The following is a 17,894-nucleotide window of genomic DNA, read 5'->3' as shown; positions in this document are numbered from 1 at the left end:
TATATTTCAAGTTATGAACGATATATTTTAAAAATCGTCGATATAAATTTCATGTACCGTAATATGGTTAAAATCATTATTATAATTTCATGTACCGTATTGAAGATAAAACCTTTAATACAATTCCATTCGCCAAAGCCGAATTCCAACACATTTTTCCCCCAGAAAGATGACTTCATCATTTTTACATGCAATAATAGTAACGTTACATACATTGTGAAAGAAGTACAAAGGAGCGTTATTCATGAATTTAGCTAAATTCCCGAGAAAAAAATATACAGAGTCATATACACCGATTGAAAAATTAAACAATTTTTCAGAAGCATTTGGTGGGCCGACTATTTATTTTAAACGAGATGATTTACTTGGTTTAACAGCTGGTGGTAATAAGACGAGAAAGTTAGAGTTTTTAGTTGCGGATGCACAGGCGAAGGGTGCAGATACGTTAATTACAGCTGGTGGTATTCAGTCCAATCATTGCCGCCTAACACTGGCAGCTGCGGTGAAAGAGAAAATGAAATGTATTCTTGTATTAGAAGAAGGGCTTGAGCCAGAAGAGAAGCCAGACTTTAATGGAAACTATTTCTTATATCATTTACTAGGTGCTGAAAATGTCATTGTTGTACGAAACGGAGCAGATCTTATGGAAGAGATGCATAAGGTTGCGAAAGAAGTAAGTGAAAAAGGGAATACACCATATGTCATTCCAGTTGGTGGATCAAATCCTACTGGCGCAATGGGATACGTTGCTTGTGCGCAAGAAATTATGGCGCAATCATTTGATCAAGGAATTGATTTCAGTTCAGTCATTTGCGTAAGCGGTAGCGGCGGCATGCACGCTGGTTTAATTACAGGTTTTGCTGGAACACAAAGTAACATCCCAGTAATCGGAATTAACGTAAGTAGAGGAAAAGCAGAGCAAGAAGAGAAAGTAGCAAAACTTGTAGATGAAACTTCAGCTCACGTTGGTATTCCAAACTTTATCCCGCGCGAAGCTGTTACATGCTTTGATGAATATGTAGGGCCAGGTTACGCGTTACCAACGCCAGAAATGGTGGAAGCAGTGCAGCTGTTAGCAAAAACTGAAGGTATTTTACTTGATCCAGTATACACAGGTAAAGCAGTAGCGGGATTAATCGACTTAATTAGAAAAGGTACATTTAATAAAGAGGACAATATTTTATTCGTACATTCAGGTGGTTCACCAGCTTTATATGCGAATACATCTTTATTCGCGTAAGTATGAAAAAGCATTGGGTATCCAATGCTTTTTGTTATATACTGGAATTATTAGGAGGCCAGAAGGGGGAGTATATAAGTTCAAACTTAAAATGGATGATATACACGATACTCGGTATTTTTTATTTTATTAATTTTATTTGTAGCTTATGGAGTTTATTTATATTTCACTTAAGTGAAATGGTAACCGAACCAAAGGAAGAATAAAATAATTGCTGTATTAAATAGAGTAAAACATAAACCGATAATCGCTAAAATTTTCCTTTCATTTCGACTACAAAAAGATATTACCGCTAATAGGATTGCTATAACAGCGGAAGCTAATATGAAGTAAGCGAAAGGCACAACATATTCTACTCCAACCCTGTCTAAAATAGGTGTGAAAAGAAAGAGATTAATCGTAACGAATATACTTACAATGAGAAACGTATAGCTTTTCCAAGTGTATGTTTTTAACTGCATGGAACGATACTCCTTTCTCTTTATTATTTATATTTTTAAGTCTAAATTAATTACCTTTATTTTACAAAATAAAATATTTTGTATTGAAAAGAGGGTATTAATATGAAAGTTAGAAATTGGCCTCTAGTTATGATTAGTATCTGTATATTCATAATAACCGGCTGTTCAAATATACTAGGAAATGAAGAGCAAAGAATTGAAGTGCAAAAAGATATTGGTGATAATGAATATGAAGATTTTAAGGTAGTGACAGATAATAATGAAGTGATGCAAGTAAAGAAAATATTAAAGGATACTACTTTTGAAAATAAAAAAGTGGAAATGTCTCGTCCAGCTGATTATCATTTTATTTTTCAATTTAAAAATCCGAAAATAGAGGCGAAAGCTGTGTTGTATCAAATTTGGATAAGCCCTAATAAGGATACAGTGGAAATCATCTCGGGTGGTAATCGGTACGCTCAATTAGAAGAAAAAAATGCAGCTATTTTGTTTCGGATTGTTACAGGGGAAAAGTTAGCTGAGTAAACTATATTGGATTATAGGGATTCAGTTCATATTTTTCATTTTGAGAGATAATTAGTTTTCAACAATAATAGCTATCTTTTTATGTTGGAATAAACATTGAGAATCGTATAAAATGGAAATTAGACATTGGATTCATGCTCCTTAAGGTGTGCTTTAATCTGCCAACGGATAATAAAACTAGGAAATATATTGTTTTTATAAAGATTCGATGTTATGTTTAGTTTTCTTAATATAATATTTCCCTTATATAGGAGTGGCTATTTGAAGAAATTAATAGTATTAGTTTTATTGGCTACATGCTGTCTCACTATTGCAGGATGTTCTAATAATAGGGTTACAACAAAGGATGAGTCTAAAAATTCAACACCTGTAAAGATTAAACGTATCAATAAAGCGTGGTATAAACATATATAATAGTTTTCAAGAAACTTGAAATTGTTGATGATAAAGATATCATAAGGTGAAATTAGTTAGGCAGATTAGAGGTTGTGAAACCTGGTGACAATCAGGAAGCATGGTTCGCATTTAAATTAATAAAATATGCGGCATTAAAATATTCACAAAAAAGAGTCTACATGTAGGTCATTTTTTGTGGATATTTTTCATAAATAAGAGATATTCTATGCTGCCTGTCTCTAACTTGGACCTTCTAAAAATTACTTTACTAGGTTAAAATGTTTATAGAGTATCATCCTTCAAAATGCGATGGGTCCCATAATAACTCGATTGATGTGGCCCTTTTTCGCGTTATTTACTATCTTTATATATCTTTCTATTAAAAAATCTAACTTTAATAGATTAAATGAGATAAAACCTAGTTAAAAACAATGAAATTTCAGGGAAAATAAGGTACACTATTCAATGGTTTTGGTTTAAAATCAATTGACGTTAATGTATACGGGGGAAAGATTGATGAACAACAATACAGTAAATGAATCTGTTGAAGAAGTTGAGAAAAAACGGGTAAGATCCAAAAAACGTTTTACAAATTGGAAGCTTATCGCAGCAGGTGGCGGTGTACTTGCACTTCTCCTTGGGGGAATGAGTTATTATCAGGCAACTCACTTCAATTCAAATGTTACGATTAATGATACAAAAGTCGGTGGTATGAGCGCTGATGAGGCAATACAGAAATTAAAAACATCTGGACTAGCAAACAAAGTTTATATTGATCAACAACAAATTTTAAATGAAAAAGAGACAAAAACGGAACTGACGGAAAAAGATTTGCCGCAAGTTAAGAAACTATTAAAAAGCCAGTGGACATTTTTCCCTTCTTCAAAGGAAAAAGATTATTCATTGCTACCAAAAAAGGCAGAGCAGTATCGTAGTGAAACGATGAAAAAACTTGTAGAAGAAAAGCTCGTGTCTATGAATGAAAAATTAAAGGCACCTCAAGATGCTATGGCGAAGCTTGAACAAGGAAAAATTGTTATTTCGAAGAGCGTTGATGGAAAACAGTACGACGTTACGAGTTTACTAAAAGATTACGATAAGCAGAAGCATAAAAGCGAAATTCATTTAAAGTCTGCATACATACAGCCTATTAAAGAAAACGATCCGATTATTAAAAAAGAAGAGAAAGCATTACAAAATCTTCTTACGCAGTCTGTTGATTATAAAGTGCAAAATGAAGTGTATTCATTAAAAGCAAAAGATTTAATTCAAAATGCCTCTATGTCAAAGGATATGAAAGTGACAATCGATGCGAGCGATATTAAGAATAAGGTTGCTGAAATTAATAAGGCTAAATCTACATTACATAAAGACTTCGCTTTTAAAACACATTCTGGTTCGGTCATATCAGTAAAAGGACAAGGATACGGCTGGGCACTAGATGTGGAAAAAGAGACAAAACAAGTTGGGCAAGCTTTTGAGAAAGGTGAAAAATCACTTTCTGCTTCTAATATTCACGGAAATGGTTGGGAGAAGGAAGGGATCGGTTATAAAACAACATCGAATAATGGTATCGGAGACACATATGCAGAAGTTTCAATTGCAGATCAACAAATTTGGATTTACAAAGATGGGAAATTAGTCCTCACAACAAATGTAGTAACGGGTAAACATAGCACAGGTGAAGATACATCACCAGGTGTGTGGTACGTTCTATACAAACGAACACCATATACGCTAAGAGGTAGCGCAGTAGGGAAAGCTGATTATGCAGTGAAAGTAGATTACTGGGTTCCATTCACAAATAGCGGTCAAGGATTCCACGATGCCGGCTGGCGAAAAGACTGGGGAAGTAATGCTTATTTAACAGGAGGATCAGGCGGTTGTGTAAACCTTCTTCCTAACGTTGCAAAAACTGTGTATGATAGTTTGAATACGTATGATCCAGTTATCGTGTACTAGAAAATAGCTACGTATTAAGAACTTAAACGAATAAATAAAGCACCTGATGGTACATGAAAAAACACCTCTTGCATTCGCATACAAAGTGTGCAAATGCAATGGAGGTGTTTTTGTTTGAATACAAGAGTTTATTGCTTATAAGAAGTAAAGTGGAGAGAGATTAAGATGAAGAAACAGGTTTTCAAATAGTCAATAAAATTGACACTGAATATCATTTTCATTTATGATGGAATCGTCGTATGTAATTGGACATGAATTTTATGAAAAAGTCTATTTCTTATATTCATATAATAGATTTCTATTAAGGTATCACATTCAAAAACTATCACTAATTTTTTTAATAATTTAAATGTAGGAAAGGGTAATATAAAATGAACTGGAAAAAAGGCGGATTATGGGTTATTATTTTTTTCGTTGTAAAAGGCACAATTTCTACACTTTTAATCGTTACAGGTGCTAAATATTTTGATTTGTCATTTATGCAACTTTTCGTACTAATATTGATTTTATTACTGATTTCTCTCATAAGTCGAAAATTACTGTATAGACATAAACAAAACAAAAAGCAAAAAGAGCTAAATATATAAGGAAGCCCCAGAGACCTTTGGATTTCTGGGGTTTTATTTATTCAATAGTGAGTTTTGGCTCCGTGATACGAATGGTACACCCCATCAGTTTTATCGGTTGTAAATCAAAAGAAAGATATATTTACAAGGACTCTTAACAAGTCTTACGAATCCAAAAGTCTCTTTATTCTTTATTGCGTTTCTGCCGCAGTTTATAGATACAAAGGCTTCAGGTCCTATACCTTTTATCATTTTAGGAATTACTTTTACAGTAACTGGACTATTGTGGTGTTTATTTGTTGCTTATTTCTCTTCCTATGTCACCAAAAAATTAAGAGGAAATCAAAAGGTAGGAATGATTCTAAATAAAGTAACAGGACTGATTTTTATTGGGATGGGGTTAAAGTTGCTTCAAACAAAGGCTCCTCAATAAACATGAATAAGAAAAAAATGCCCCCTTCAAGAGTTGTTATCTTTGCTTTAAGCTAATTTCTATATATTAAAAACCTCTTCAAATTTGAAGGGGTTTTTTGCATGTTATTTTGGTTTATCTAAAAATTTATTTTATAGTGAATGATCTATTTTAATCAATTGTCATGTGAATATGTCCTCCAATGACAAGGTTAAATCCATTCATTTCGTCATCGTAGCTTCGTTATCTTGCTATTACATTCCAAAATGCGTACAATAGCGTGCCTTCAAGGTTATACTGATGCTGGAGGTGATTCAAAGTGACATACGATTGGAAAATGAATTCGAAACAAACTAATTCACAATCAGATTCTTACAAGTGAATTCCATCAGTATACCATTTGGTTTATAAACGAATGTGGAAGTATCTTTCGGAAGATGAGCTTTTCATTAGCTAGAAGATTTTTAAACATCTAGTCATCATTTGAAACTAAAATCGTTTTTATATTAGGTTTCGAATTTTTATGTGGTACAGACATTAGTTGAAAGGTAGGTTTCGCCTGCTTTGACTTATATCGCAAACTTGATAATTTATAAAGCTGGATTTGATGGGGGGATATTATGAAAGGTAGCAATCATTTTAATTTTCACAAGCTTTGGTTAGGACAGTCTATAAGTTTATTAGGTACTCAGTTTACAATAGTAGCTTTGCCGCTTTTTGCATTAGAGGTGTTACAAACAAGTGAAGCAAATGCTGCTATACTTCGTGGGGTTATATTCGTCCCTTATCTAATTTTTGGGTTAGTAGCCGGTGCTTTAATAGACATTTTTCATAGGAAAAATATTTTGCTAATTTGTAGTATATGTCAAGGAGTATTGTTTTTATCAGTATTCATACTGACTGTAACAAATATTATAACGTTCCCCTTATTGGTAGTTGTCATGTTTTTAAATGGAATATTCACCACATTTTACAACATCGCTATTCCTTCTTTCTTACCGGAAATAGTAACAGATAAAGACAACTTAAAAAAAGGAAATGCTCAACTAGCACTTTCAGAGTCTCTTTCTATAGTAATTGGTCCTATGCTAGCTGGAATCGTCATTACTCTAGTTGGATTAACAGGTTCATTCACTGTTGACGCAGTAACGTATTTTGTTTGTTTTATGTTTGTATTATTTATTTCAAAGTTTAAACCGCATACAGAGGGTTCTTTAAAAGACGTAAATATAAAATCCATATACCAAAACATATATGAAGGTCTGATATATTTCAAAAAACACCCTGTATTAGAGCCAATTGTGACATGTGGTGCTGTTTACGGTTTTTTTAAATACATACTAAATAGTATTTTAGTAATATTCCTTTATAAGGTAATGGGTCTATCTGAAATTGAAATAGGGTTTGTTGTAGGTTCAGCAGCGGTCGGATTTTTAATAGGTAATACGGTTCTCATGAAAAAAAGTCAACAAATTAATAATACAAAAATGCTTATTTATAGCGCTACTGTATCAGTTACCGGTTTGGCTTTTATACCGATAATGGGATATATGGGAACAATTTACGGTATAGTAGCCGCAAGTATTATACATGGTATGGGAGAAGGTGTATTTGGCCCTTACGCCGCAACTATACGACAACTTGCCTCACCAAATCACATGCTGGGCCGAGTAAATGCTGTACAGCGCACGCTTAATTGGGGAGCTTGGGCATTGGGAAGTTTTGCTAGTGCACTTTTAATTTCTATATTCGGGCTTCAAATTACATTATTTATAGGGGGATTTGGAACAACATTGTGTTTAGTGGCGTTGTTAAGACGAGGCATATTAAAAGGAACTGACATTGAATATACGAGTTCATTTTAGGGGAGCTGATATTGATGCATAAGGTATTAAAAGGAACTGACATAGAAAATAAACCACATATTTTATTTATAGGGGGATGGACAAAGCCTATACAAGATGCATTAGACAGTGGGTACACTGTTTCCTATATAGGATCTTACGCTAGACACATATATTTTGATGGATTTATCTTAGAAAAATGTTTCTATAAAAAAGAAATAGATACAACAAACATACCCTTATCTATATACTATGCTGAAGAATTATTTAAAGAGAAACCTTTTGATGTGGTTGTATCTTTCAACGAAACAGCATTAGATACGGCTTGTATAATTGCAAAGATTTTTAATGTTAAAGGACCTTCTTACAATGCTAATATGATAACTCGTAATAAAGACATGATGCGTGAAATTCTAGCAGGTAAAGACTTTTCGATAGATTCGACAGTTTGTAATAATACTGAAGACATTAATGAATTTTTGAATAAAAAAGATAGTGTTATAATAAAGCCGCCGATTGGGGCAGGGGGTAAAGGAGTATGTAAGCTAGACTCGGGAGATGACGTAGGGGTATTTATTGAAGAAAATGGTATTCAACTACCTGTTTTAGTGGAAGAGTATATTGCAGGTGATATAGTTTATACGGTTGAAACCGTTTCTTATAACAAAAAACATTCTATACTTGCTATATCAGCTGAAGTATGTAAAGAAGATACATTTCTAATAAACTATACGATTATGCCGGCACCTATAGATGAATCTCAAAAACAATTAATTATGGAGAAAGTAATGATGTTTTTGAACGACATGCAAATGGAAAATGGCATTACTCATACAGAAATAAAGTTAGACAAACAAAATAAGCCAATAATTATAGAGTCTCAAGTTAGAATAGGTGGGGGCAACATCTGGAAGATGGTGGAACTAACAACTGGCATATCTCAATTTGGATACTATTATGATGCGCTAAATACTGAGACTATAGATGAATTTAGATGTGTACCTTCAAAATGTCATGCTATGTCTTTAAGCTTGATTCCAAAACCAGGTTGCTTAAAAGAAATCAAGTATAAAGGGCTAACTAACATATCCGAAGTCGTATTAATTGATCTAGTAGTAAAAGAGGGCGATACCATACCAACTATTATAGATAGCACGCAACGCAAAGGGGCTATATTATTTACGGCTAATGATATAAAACATATGTATGAAGTTGCAGAGGAAATATGTAACAACATAACGTTTGTTTATGAGGATTTCTCAGAATGGAAACCTTCTTTTAAAAAAATATATGTAAAAAGAAATGTGGCAAATGACTGGTCTATATAACAAAGGATAATTTAAATCACATGTCTCTATTAACCAAAAATCGAATAAAAATGTATTAGCTAGAGCCATGTTTTTTGATGAAAATGACGAGTTTATATAACGAGTCCTTCAAGATCAATTACAATGAGCCGGTTTATCCTTAGTAGGACAAAAATTGGCTTTTTTGTATGAAAATGTGCTTAGTGTGGTTTTTGTTCGAAATACTGGAGAAATCCCATTGCTATCATGTAAAGAAATACATTCTTCCCTAAAATGAAATTTTAGTTTGATAGCGACGAGCTACTGATTGTGGAAAATCTCCAGGCTTCTATTAGCTGCTTAGTTGAAGAATTTGTTCCATAGCTCTTAAGGTATTGTAATATAAATAATAAAATTATCTTTCTGCCATTCATTTAAGTGGCTCAATCTCTACATCTTATGAATTCCCTGAAAGTACTAAAACTATGCAAAATAATTAACCATCCTATGCAATAAAGTTACTCCATTAAAGGACCATATTGTGGTACTGTTAAGGAAAAGCGAGTAATTGCGTTGTACAAGGGGGGTGTTGGGGTGAATGTAATTGCGTGGTTGATCGTTGCTTGTGAAATAGGGTTTTGGGTTGTTATAACTTTAGGTCTGCTCACACGATATATCCTTAAGAAAAATAAATTAGGATTGTTTTTCCTAGCTTTAACACCTGTTATTGATTTAATTTTATTAGTTGTTACGGGTGTGGACTTGTATCGTGGTGCGACCGCTACCCAAGTGCATGCAATAGCTGCTGTTTATATTGGAATCTCAATCGCATTCGGTAGGAGTATGATTGAGTGGGCTGATATACGCTTTCAATATTATGTGATGAAACAAGGAGCGAAACCAGTTAAAAGATTTGGCATGGATTATGCAAAACACTACTTTAAAAGCTGGGGACAACATGTGCTTGCTTTTCTAATAGGTGTCGGAATTTTATTTGTCTTAATCTATTTAATTAACGATTCTTCGCGAACAGAAGTGTTGGCTGGCTTTCTAAAAGTATGGACACTTGTGTTGGGTATCGATCTTTTGATTGCCATAAGCAATTTTATTTGGCCGAAAAGGAAAAAAGGGTAGCAATTTAATAATATGCAATTGGGCGCGATTGTTGAGCAAACACAGGTAGAAAAATGATTAAACTTTTTTATGAAAAATGATTCACTAGCAACAAAAAAAACAAGCATTTTGATCGAGTTTTCTTTCGAAATATTTGGTTTTTTTTTATATTGAAAAATCAATTTTTGTAGCATGCTTTTGATCAAACTTTATTACAAACCAACAGCATTTATGGCAAGCTTATGGGTTAATAATTAATCCACGGCGAAGGTATGTTGATTTACGTTAATATTGAAGACGTTGATGATCCACTAAGCTTCGCAAGGAAAGTTAGAAGAGCGTTATGCAATTAACTTATTTATTAAGTTAGATGAGCAATAGGAAAGGATCTTTCGATGGAAGATCCTTTCCTATTATTCGTAAGTAATAGATTATGCTAATTAAAATATCTCGGATTATTAATGCTTTTTCAATGGTTTCACTAAATACTTGAGACAGCCTCTTTCCATTTTTTGCTTCAAGTTCTTTCATACATAAGATGAAGATTTTTATGAATTAGGTTTACTTGACTAGCAGACGAACGTATTTTTTGCAAGAATCAACATAATAATCTCCATTTTTATTGTAGTATCAGTATTTAGTAGAAAATAAATATATACGACAAATTTTGATAAAGAAAGGATTGTATTTTTGTTATGCTATGAAAGTTATTGATTTGTAATGTGTATATAGGAGGATTTTTAAATGTCAAAGAAATTGTTATTATTTGCACTTATGAGTTTATGTGTAATTGCTTTAAGTGCTTGTAAAGGTAATGAAGAAAAGTTAAAGGGCGCGCCAAATGAGCAAAAAGTGGATGAAGACAAAAAAGTAGAAGAAGAAAAACGTAAACAAGAAGAGCAACAAAAAGTAGAAGAAGAAAAACGTAAACAAGAAGAGCAACAAAAAGCAGAAGAAGAAAAACGTAAACAAGAAGAGCAGCAAAGAGTAGAAGAAGAAAAACGTAAGCAAGAAGAGCAACAAAGAGTAGCTGAAGAAAAACGCAAGCAAGAAGAGAAGAAAGCTCAGCAACAGCAATCTACACAACAGGAGAGAACACAAAAACAAGAAAAACCGACACAAGCAACAGGTGGGAAACCAACAAGATCACAAATTTCAGTTGGTTCACATGTAGTTATTCAATTGGATAATGACTATAGTAAAACTGTAAGTGGCGTTGTGAAAGACATTTTAACACATAGTGAAACACACACGTACGGCATTAAAGTTCGCTTACAAGATGGACAAATTGGCCGTGTTCAAAGTGTTAAATAATGAAAAAAAGATTTGACTACTTTTCAAATAAATTAAAATTAAAAAACCCGGTTCTTTCGTAAAGGAACCGGGTTTTGCATTTTGTTGGTGCTACTACACCTCTATTGATTTATCAGATACAAAATAGATGTTTTTATAATTTGAAAGACGAGGAAACGAACTTGGAGGGAGTATTAGAAGCATGTTTAAGAAGATGAAATCAATGGAGAAAAGGAACTGGTTTTTAAGTCTGGGCTATGGACCTATCCTCTCGTTCTAATCCACTAAAAAAGAACTTCCCCATACCCATTAGACTACTAAGCATTCCAATTCCATTCATAGTGCCTTTTCCTACTGTAAGTAAGTTTCCAAGCATTCCTGGCTGACCGTAACCTCCGTTATTCCCCCATCCCATGGGACCTATCTGTCCGCCCCATCCTGGAGAGTTTCCGAAAATACCCCCGTTATTGTTACTGAATTTAAAAGCTTTAGCTGGCGGTGAGAGTAAGGCGGCAAGATGACCTTGTGCGAACATCCCTGTATGGTTGAATGGTTGAGCCCAGGGGATGGGAGGTTTTTGATAATTAAAACCTGCATGGCTTGGTAATGGGGTCCAATTAGCAGGATGTCCTTGTGGCATCATCCCTGCATAATGGATTGGCTGACCAAAAGAGAAGGGAGGAGGATCGGGAGTGAAAGTCATATAATTGGCTGGTGAATCCGAACCAATTGGATAGAAGCGACAACTCCAATCCTCACAAATCTTCAAACCACTCATTTCGTCAGCTTTATTTATTTGGGGCTGTGAATATAATGATGACATTGAATTTTGGTTATTATATTGTTCCTCGTTTTCCTTTGAATTCACATACCAATATTGGTGCATAAGCTTATTCCCCTTACTTTAAAAATGTAATGTTAGACTTAGCCTATGTAATATTTCTTTTTATGGATGGTTACATAACTAGATTTCCAAGCCTGTATTTAAAGGAATGGGTGTGTGGGCTGTCAGTAAAAAAACATGGATTAAAGTTTCGCTTTATTTTAGAAGGGTATTTTCATTAGCTCTTTTTGTTTATTTTAGCCTAATGTAATTTCGGTTAACAAACGTGTTTACATATTCATTCAAAATTTTAAGCTGGGTAAGTAGAATTGCTAAAAAGAGAATATCCATTCGAAGAGTTTGGCAAAATACTGCAAGGGTAATAAATTCTCGTGCAAATATGCAAACGAGTTAAATTAATCAATGGAATTGATAATGAAGGGGTAAATCAATCTATGAGTGAAACGTTACATAAAAGAAAACCACCATATGTAATGCTTGTAATCCTTTTTATTGGGGCATTTGTTTCATTTCTAAATAACTCGCTTTTAAATGTGGCCTTGCCATCAATAATGAAGGATTTAGAAATTCAAGATTATTCAACGATCCAGTGGCTTTCTACAGGATATATGCTTGTAAGTGGTATATTAATTCCGGCATCAGCATTTTTAATAACCCGCTTCTCCAATAGGAGTTTATTTATTACATCCATGTTGATTTTTATCCTTGGTACGGCTTTAGCGGCTGTAGCACCGAACTTCGGTTTATTACTTACTGGTCGGATGGTTCAAGCAGCAGGTTCTTCAGTGATGGGACCTTTGTTAATGAATATTATGCTAGTAAGCTTTCCGAGAGAAAAAAGGGGAACAGCAATGGGGATTTTTGGGTTAGTTATGATTACAGCTCCAGCAATTGGACCGACACTATCAGGTTATATTGTAGAGTATTATGACTGGCGTTTGCTTTTTGAAATGATTTTACCGCTAGCAATCATTAGCTTACTGTTAGGGATTTGGAAATCGGAAAATGTCATGAGACAAAACAAAAATGCAAAACTTGATTATCTCTCATTACTATTATCTTCTGTCGGCTTTGGCGGTCTGTTATATGGGTTTAGTTCTGCAAGCTCAGATGGGTGGACGAATAAAGTTGTCTTAACAACCTTAATCATAGGCGCTATTGCCCTAATTGCTTTCATTATCCGTCAATTAAAAATGAATGAACCGTTGTTGGATTTACGTGTTTACAAGTACCCAATGTTTGCACTTGCGTCTGTAATTGCAATTGTTAATGCGGTGGCTATGTTTTCGGGGATGATTTTAACACCAGCTTATGTACAAAATGTCCGTGGTATTTCGCCGCTGAGCTCTGGGCTGATGATGCTTCCAGGTGCGGTAATAATGGGAGTTATGTCACCCATTACAGGTAAACTATTTGATAAGTATGGCCCTCGGCTTCTTGGTATAGTAGGACTTTCCATTACAGCTGTTTCAACTTATATGTTGGCAAATCTGCAAATCGATTCTAGTCACACACATATTATCCTTATTTACACATTGCGGATGTTTGGGATGGCGATGGTGATGATGCCACTTATGACAAATGGCCTTAATCAATTGCCAACTCGCTTAAATCCGCACGGTACAGCTGTTAATAATACAGCTCAACAAGTGTCCGGTTCGATTGGTACTGCTATTCTTGTTACGATTATGAATTCTGTAACAAAAACAAAAGCTGAAAGTTTAATGGCTCATGTAGATCCAACAACCTTCACAGAAGCTACGAAGGCAATGGTAACGCAGAAGGCTTTGTTATCCGGAATTCAGCATTCATTCTATGTAGCGCTGGGCATGAATGTTGTTGCGCTACTATTAGTTTTTTTCGTTAAACGTGTAGATACAAGCGCGGAAGCTGTCGAGAGGTTAAATCGATAGAGCAAAATAAAAATCGAGATGATGATTTCTACTAAAAGGGGAAAAGAGATGAAAGAAAAAGTGAAATAATTACACAGAATGAAAAAGGATTTGATATGAATATCAAATCCTTTTTCATTAGCAACAGAGTATACTTGCTTATCGTATTTGTTTGAATTGACATGAGAAACTACTGGTTTTCCTAATACTACAACCTTTAGCTCTCAATTTCTAATAAACATTATAATAATATGCCTCATTGTAATATATTATTTTTTCTGCAAGGTATAAATCTAATGTTAATAGACGGTTTAGATTAACAACCTTATAAGTAATATCATAATCGTGAATAGTTAGGGAAAAGATAAAATAAGGTAATCAATTACATAACTTTATTCCAGGCGATTCATTACTATGTTCTTTTTATTGACTGGGATATTTTATCTCGCTATTTGCCGGGCAGTAAGACCCCCATCTCAAAATTCAGCGGAAGCAAAGAAGTTAGGTGGGGGGAGCAACTGCTCGCCCGATTGGTGAGGGCTGATTAAAGTTTCACTTTATTTCATGCTTTTTGAAAGGGTGTTTGTAATGGATAAAAAAGTATCTGCCATTCCTCAGCCGAAAACATATGGACCGCTGGGGAATCTCCCATTAATCGATAAAGATAAACCGACTCTATCGTTTATTAAGCTGGCAGAAGAGTATGGTCCTATTTTTCAAATTCAAACTTTAAGTGATACGATCATTGTCGTTTCTGGACATGAACTGGTAGCGGAAGTTTGTGATGAAACAAGATTTGATAAAAGTATAGAGGGTGCTTTAGCAAAGGTTCGTGCCTTTGCTGGAGACGGACTATTTACAAGCGAGACTGACGAGCCTAACTGGAAAAAAGCTCATAATATTTTGATGCCTACATTCAGTCAACGGGCAATGAAAGATTATCATGCTATGATGGTCGATATTGCCGTGCAACTCGTTCAAAAATGGGCAAGACTGAATCCGAATGAAAATGTAGATGTCCCAGGGGATATGACTCGCCTTACATTAGATACAATTGGTCTATGTGGTTTTAATTACCGATTCAATAGCTTTTATCGTGAGACCTCTCACCCTTTTATCACTAGCATGACCCGTGCTCTAGATGAGGCGATGCACCAATTGCAGAGACTGGATATAGAAGACAAACTCATGTGGAGAACGAAACGTCAATTTCAGCATGATATTCAATCTATGTTTTCTTTAGTAGATAATATTATTGCTGAACGTAAAAGTAGTGGGAATCAGGAAGAAAATGATTTACTTTCCCGTATGTTAAATGTGAAGGATCCGGAAACGGGTGAAAAATTAGATGATGAAAATATTCGTTTTCAAATTATCACTTTTTTAATAGCTGGGCATGAAACAACAAGTGGATTGTTATCTTTTGCAATCTATTTTTTATTAAAGAATCCGGATAAATTGAAAAAAGCTTATGAAGAAGTAGACCGTGTTTTGACAGATCCCACTCCAACATACCAACAAGTTATGAAGCTTAAGTATATACGGATGATTTTAAATGAATCACTACGTCTATGGCCGACTGCTCCAGCATTCAGTCTCTATGCAAAAGAAGATACAGTGATTGGTGGAAAATACCCAATTAAGAAAGGCGAAGATCGTATCTCTGTTCTTATTCCACAGCTACATAGGGATAAAGATGCGTGGGGAGACAATGTGGAAGAATTCCAACCTGAACGATTTGAAGAGCTGGATAAGGTTCCTCATCATGCTTATAAACCATTTGGAAATGGCCAGAGAGCATGTATCGGTATGCAGTTTGCACTTCATGAAGCGACACTCGTAATGGGAATGCTTCTTCAACATTTTGAATTCATCGATTATGAAGACTATAAGCTGGACGTAAAACAAATATTAACGCTAAAGCCTGGTGATTTTAAGATTAGGATTGTACCTCGAAATGAAACTATTAGCCATACTACTGTTCTTGCGCCTACAGAGGAGAAACTGAAAAACCATGAAACCAAGCAGCAAGTTCAGAAGACTCCTTCCATTATTGGAGCCGATAATCTTTCACTTCTTGTTCTGTATGGCTCGGATACAGGGGTAGCAGAGGGCATTGCAAGAGAACTAGCGGATACAGCTAGTTTAGAAGGTGTTCAAACGGAAGTGGCAGCTCTTAACGATCGAATTGGAAGTTTGCCGAAAGAAGGAGCGGTTCTTATTGTAACTTCTTCTTATAATGGAAAACCGCCAAGTAATGCAGGACAGTTTGTGCAATGGTTGGAGGAATTAAAACCAGATGAGCTAAAAGGTGTTCAATACGCAGTTTTTGGTTGTGGAGATCATAATTGGGCTAGTACTTATCAGCGAATTCCAAGATACATTGATGAGCAAATGGCTCAAAAAGGAGCAAAAAGATTTTCTAAACGCGGAGAAGCAGATGCAAGTGGTGATTTCGAGGAACAGCTCGAGCAATGGAAACAAAGTATGTGGTCTGATGCGATGAAGGCATTTGGATTGGAACTTAACAAAAACATGGAGAAAGAACGCAGTACTTTGAGCCTACAATTTGTCAGCCGTCTTGGAGGATCTCCTCTTGCGCGAACATATGAAGCAGTTTATGCATCTATATTAGAAAATCGTGAACTTCAATCATCTAGCAGTGAAAGAAGCACGCGACATATTGAAATATCCTTGCCAGAAGGGGCTACATATAAAGAAGGAGACCACCTTGGGGTACTACCAATTAATAGTGAGAAAAATGTCAACCGAATTTTAAAACGCTTTGGATTAAACGGGAAGGATCAAGTCATATTAAGCGCAAGTGGGCGCAGTGTAAATCACATACCTTTAGACAGTCCTGTTCGTTTATATGACCTTCTTAGTTATAGTGTCGAAGTGCAAGAAGCAGCCACTCGAGCACAAATACGAGAAATGGTGACATTCACAGTATGCCCTCCTCATAAAAAGGAATTGGAATCATTATTGGAAGAGGGAGTTTATCAAGAACAAATATTAAAGAAACGTATTTCAATGTTAGATCTTCTTGAAAAGTATGAGGCTTGTGAAATCCGATTTGAACGCTTTTTAGAACTTCTTCCGGCGCTCAAACCGCGTTACTATTCAATTTCAAGCTCTCCACTCGTTGCACAGGATCGTCTGAGCATTACGGTCGGTGTTGTAAATGCGCCTGCATGGAGCGGGGAAGGGACATATGAAGGAGTCGCTTCTAATTATTTAGCTCAGCGTCATAATAAAGATGAGATTATCTGTTTCATTCGAACGCCACAATCAAACTTTCAATTACCTGAAAATCCAGAAACACCAATTATCATGGTTGGACCAGGTACTGGAATTGCACCATTCCGTGGATTCTTACAAGCGCGTCGTGTTCAAAAGCAAAAAGGTATGAAGGTAGGAGAAGCACATCTATACTTTGGTTGTCGTCATCCTGAAAAGGATTATCTCTATCGTACAGAACTAGAAAATGATGAAAGAGATGGATTAATCTCTTTACACACAGCTTTCTCTCGCTTAGAAGGACATCCTAAAACATATGTACAGCATATAATAAAAGAAGATAGAATCCATTTAATTTCGCTATTAGATAATGGAGCTCATCTTTATATATGTGGTGATGGAAGTAAAATGGCTCCAGACGTAGAAGATACCCTTTGTCAAGCCTATCAAGAAATTCATGAAGTTAGTGAACAAGAAGCAAGGAATTGGTTGGATCGTGTGCAAGATGAAGGGCGATATGGAAAAGATGTTTGGGCTGGTATATGAATGTTTCTTAATTAAATAAGTAATATGTAACGAATGAACTTCTTTCGAATAAGTGAATAACTCATTTATAACAATCCCGTGTTTTTATTCAATACGGGATTTTATTATTTTTAATAAGCTGGACGGATACTGTAGGAAAAGAAAAAATCTCATATGAAACTAAAGCTATATAATCTTAGTTTGATGAGTACGGTGTTAAACACGTCATTTAAAATATAAACCTTTGCGCACTGGTTGAACAGTTTTTAGCACATTGTTAAATCGCTGGGGAATT

The 17,894-nt window shown here is 35.0% G+C and carries 12 protein-coding genes and 2 pseudogenes; 12 read left to right on the top strand and 2 right to left on the bottom strand.

Translation table 11 applies throughout. The features are described from left to right. The first annotated feature begins 244 nt into the window (after positions 1–244). Positions 245–1,240 (top strand): D-cysteine desulfhydrase, encoded by a 996-nt coding sequence (locus ACTT1L_RS02435; protein WP_240814069.1) that lies wholly within the window; start codon positions 245–247, stop codon positions 1,238–1,240. Between the two features lie 170 nt (positions 1,241–1,410). Here ACTT1L_RS02435 and ACTT1L_RS02430 read toward each other — a convergent pair whose 3' ends face one another. Beyond that, entirely contained in the window at positions 1,411–1,701 is a 291-nt protein-coding gene (locus ACTT1L_RS02430; RefSeq protein WP_071743192.1) for a hypothetical protein, read from the bottom strand. 102 nt (positions 1,702–1,803) lie between these two features. On the opposite strand from ACTT1L_RS02430, the gene ACTT1L_RS02425 reads away from it, so the two are divergent. The 9 genes and pseudogenes from ACTT1L_RS02425 (at position 1,804) to ACTT1L_RS02385 (ending at position 11,119) form a co-directional block, all read left to right on the top strand. Next, positions 1,804–2,226: a hypothetical protein gene (locus tag ACTT1L_RS02425; RefSeq protein WP_076867744.1), complete on the top strand. Its 423-nt coding sequence runs from the start codon at positions 1,804–1,806 to the stop codon at positions 2,224–2,226. 912 nt (positions 2,227–3,138) lie between these two features. Further along, positions 3,139–4,584, top strand: coding sequence for a L,D-transpeptidase family protein (locus ACTT1L_RS02420; RefSeq protein WP_442821772.1), 1,446 nt, complete (start codon positions 3,139–3,141; stop codon positions 4,582–4,584). Between the two features lie 371 nt (positions 4,585–4,955). After that, the gene (locus tag ACTT1L_RS02415; RefSeq protein ID WP_001104100.1) at positions 4,956–5,171 is read left to right on the top strand and encodes a hypothetical protein; all 216 of its coding nucleotides are present in this window, start codon (positions 4,956–4,958) and stop codon (positions 5,169–5,171) included. A gap of 109 nt (positions 5,172–5,280) precedes the next feature. After that, a pseudogene (locus ACTT1L_RS02410) lies at positions 5,281–5,583 on the top strand (LysE family translocator); the annotation flags it as partial. Between the two features lie 599 nt (positions 5,584–6,182). Beyond that, positions 6,183–7,427, top strand: coding sequence for an MFS transporter (locus tag ACTT1L_RS02405; RefSeq protein WP_000678801.1), 1,245 nt, complete (start codon positions 6,183–6,185; stop codon positions 7,425–7,427). 14 nt (positions 7,428–7,441) lie between these two features. Next, complete coding sequence (locus ACTT1L_RS02400; RefSeq protein WP_000549727.1) at positions 7,442–8,734, top strand: ATP-grasp domain-containing protein; 1,293 nt, start codon at positions 7,442–7,444, stop codon at positions 8,732–8,734. Positions 8,735–9,286: 552 nt separating this feature from the next. Further along, a complete protein-coding gene (locus tag ACTT1L_RS02395; protein WP_071743188.1) occupies positions 9,287–9,826 on the top strand; it encodes a hypothetical protein in 540 nt (179 codons plus the stop codon). A gap of 254 nt (positions 9,827–10,080) precedes the next feature. After that, a pseudogene (locus ACTT1L_RS02390) lies at positions 10,081–10,158 on the top strand (DUF1259 domain-containing protein); the annotation flags it as partial. A 391-nt stretch (positions 10,159–10,549) separates the two neighbouring features. Continuing rightward, positions 10,550–11,119: a YwbE family protein gene (locus ACTT1L_RS02385; protein ID WP_442821771.1), complete on the top strand. Its 570-nt coding sequence runs from the start codon at positions 10,550–10,552 to the stop codon at positions 11,117–11,119. A gap of 223 nt (positions 11,120–11,342) precedes the next feature. Here ACTT1L_RS02385 and ACTT1L_RS02380 read toward each other — a convergent pair whose 3' ends face one another. After that, entirely contained in the window at positions 11,343–11,984 is a 642-nt protein-coding gene (locus ACTT1L_RS02380; protein ID WP_442821770.1) for a hypothetical protein, read from the bottom strand. A gap of 392 nt (positions 11,985–12,376) precedes the next feature. On the opposite strand from ACTT1L_RS02380, the gene ACTT1L_RS02375 reads away from it, so the two are divergent. Together ACTT1L_RS02375 and cypD are read left to right on the top strand one after the other, a co-directional pair. Then, a complete protein-coding gene (locus ACTT1L_RS02375) occupies positions 12,377–13,855 on the top strand; it encodes a DHA2 family efflux MFS transporter permease subunit (RefSeq protein ID WP_061130623.1) in 1,479 nt (492 codons plus the stop codon). Between the two features lie 567 nt (positions 13,856–14,422). Next, positions 14,423–17,620, top strand: a complete 3,198-nt coding sequence (gene cypD, locus ACTT1L_RS02370) for a bifunctional P-450/NADPH--P450 reductase (protein WP_442821769.1) — start codon at positions 14,423–14,425, stop codon at positions 17,618–17,620. The last annotated feature ends 274 nt before the right edge of the window (positions 17,621–17,894 follow it).

Source organism: Bacillus sp. FH (assembly GCF_052216825.1).
In the GTDB taxonomy this organism is placed as follows: domain Bacteria; phylum Bacillota; class Bacilli; order Bacillales; family Bacillaceae_G; genus Bacillus_A; species Bacillus_A paranthracis.
This window is presented reverse-complemented; position numbering and strand designations above follow the sequence as displayed.

Excerpts from the sequence above, each read along its gene's own strand:
- ACTT1L_RS02425 (WP_076867744.1), top strand. The coding sequence starts at position 1,804 with ATGAAAGTTAGAAATTGGCCTCTAGTTATGATTAGTATCTGTATATTC.
- cypD (WP_442821769.1), top strand. The coding sequence starts at position 14,423 with ATGGATAAAAAAGTATCTGCCATTCCTCAGCCGAAAACATATGGACCG.
- ACTT1L_RS02405 (WP_000678801.1), top strand. The coding sequence starts at position 6,183 with ATGAAAGGTAGCAATCATTTTAATTTTCACAAGCTTTGGTTAGGACAG.
- ACTT1L_RS02380 (WP_442821770.1), bottom strand. The coding sequence starts at position 11,984 with ATGCACCAATATTGGTATGTGAATTCAAAGGAAAACGAGGAACAATAT.
- ACTT1L_RS02385 (WP_442821771.1), top strand. The coding sequence starts at position 10,550 with ATGTCAAAGAAATTGTTATTATTTGCACTTATGAGTTTATGTGTAATT.
- ACTT1L_RS02375 (WP_061130623.1), top strand. The coding sequence starts at position 12,377 with ATGAGTGAAACGTTACATAAAAGAAAACCACCATATGTAATGCTTGTA.
- ACTT1L_RS02420 (WP_442821772.1), top strand. The coding sequence starts at position 3,139 with ATGAACAACAATACAGTAAATGAATCTGTTGAAGAAGTTGAGAAAAAA.
- ACTT1L_RS02400 (WP_000549727.1), top strand. The coding sequence starts at position 7,442 with ATGCATAAGGTATTAAAAGGAACTGACATAGAAAATAAACCACATATT.
- ACTT1L_RS02415 (WP_001104100.1), top strand. The coding sequence starts at position 4,956 with ATGAACTGGAAAAAAGGCGGATTATGGGTTATTATTTTTTTCGTTGTA.
- ACTT1L_RS02430 (WP_071743192.1), bottom strand. The coding sequence starts at position 1,701 with ATGCAGTTAAAAACATACACTTGGAAAAGCTATACGTTTCTCATTGTA.
- ACTT1L_RS02435 (WP_240814069.1), top strand. The coding sequence starts at position 245 with ATGAATTTAGCTAAATTCCCGAGAAAAAAATATACAGAGTCATATACA.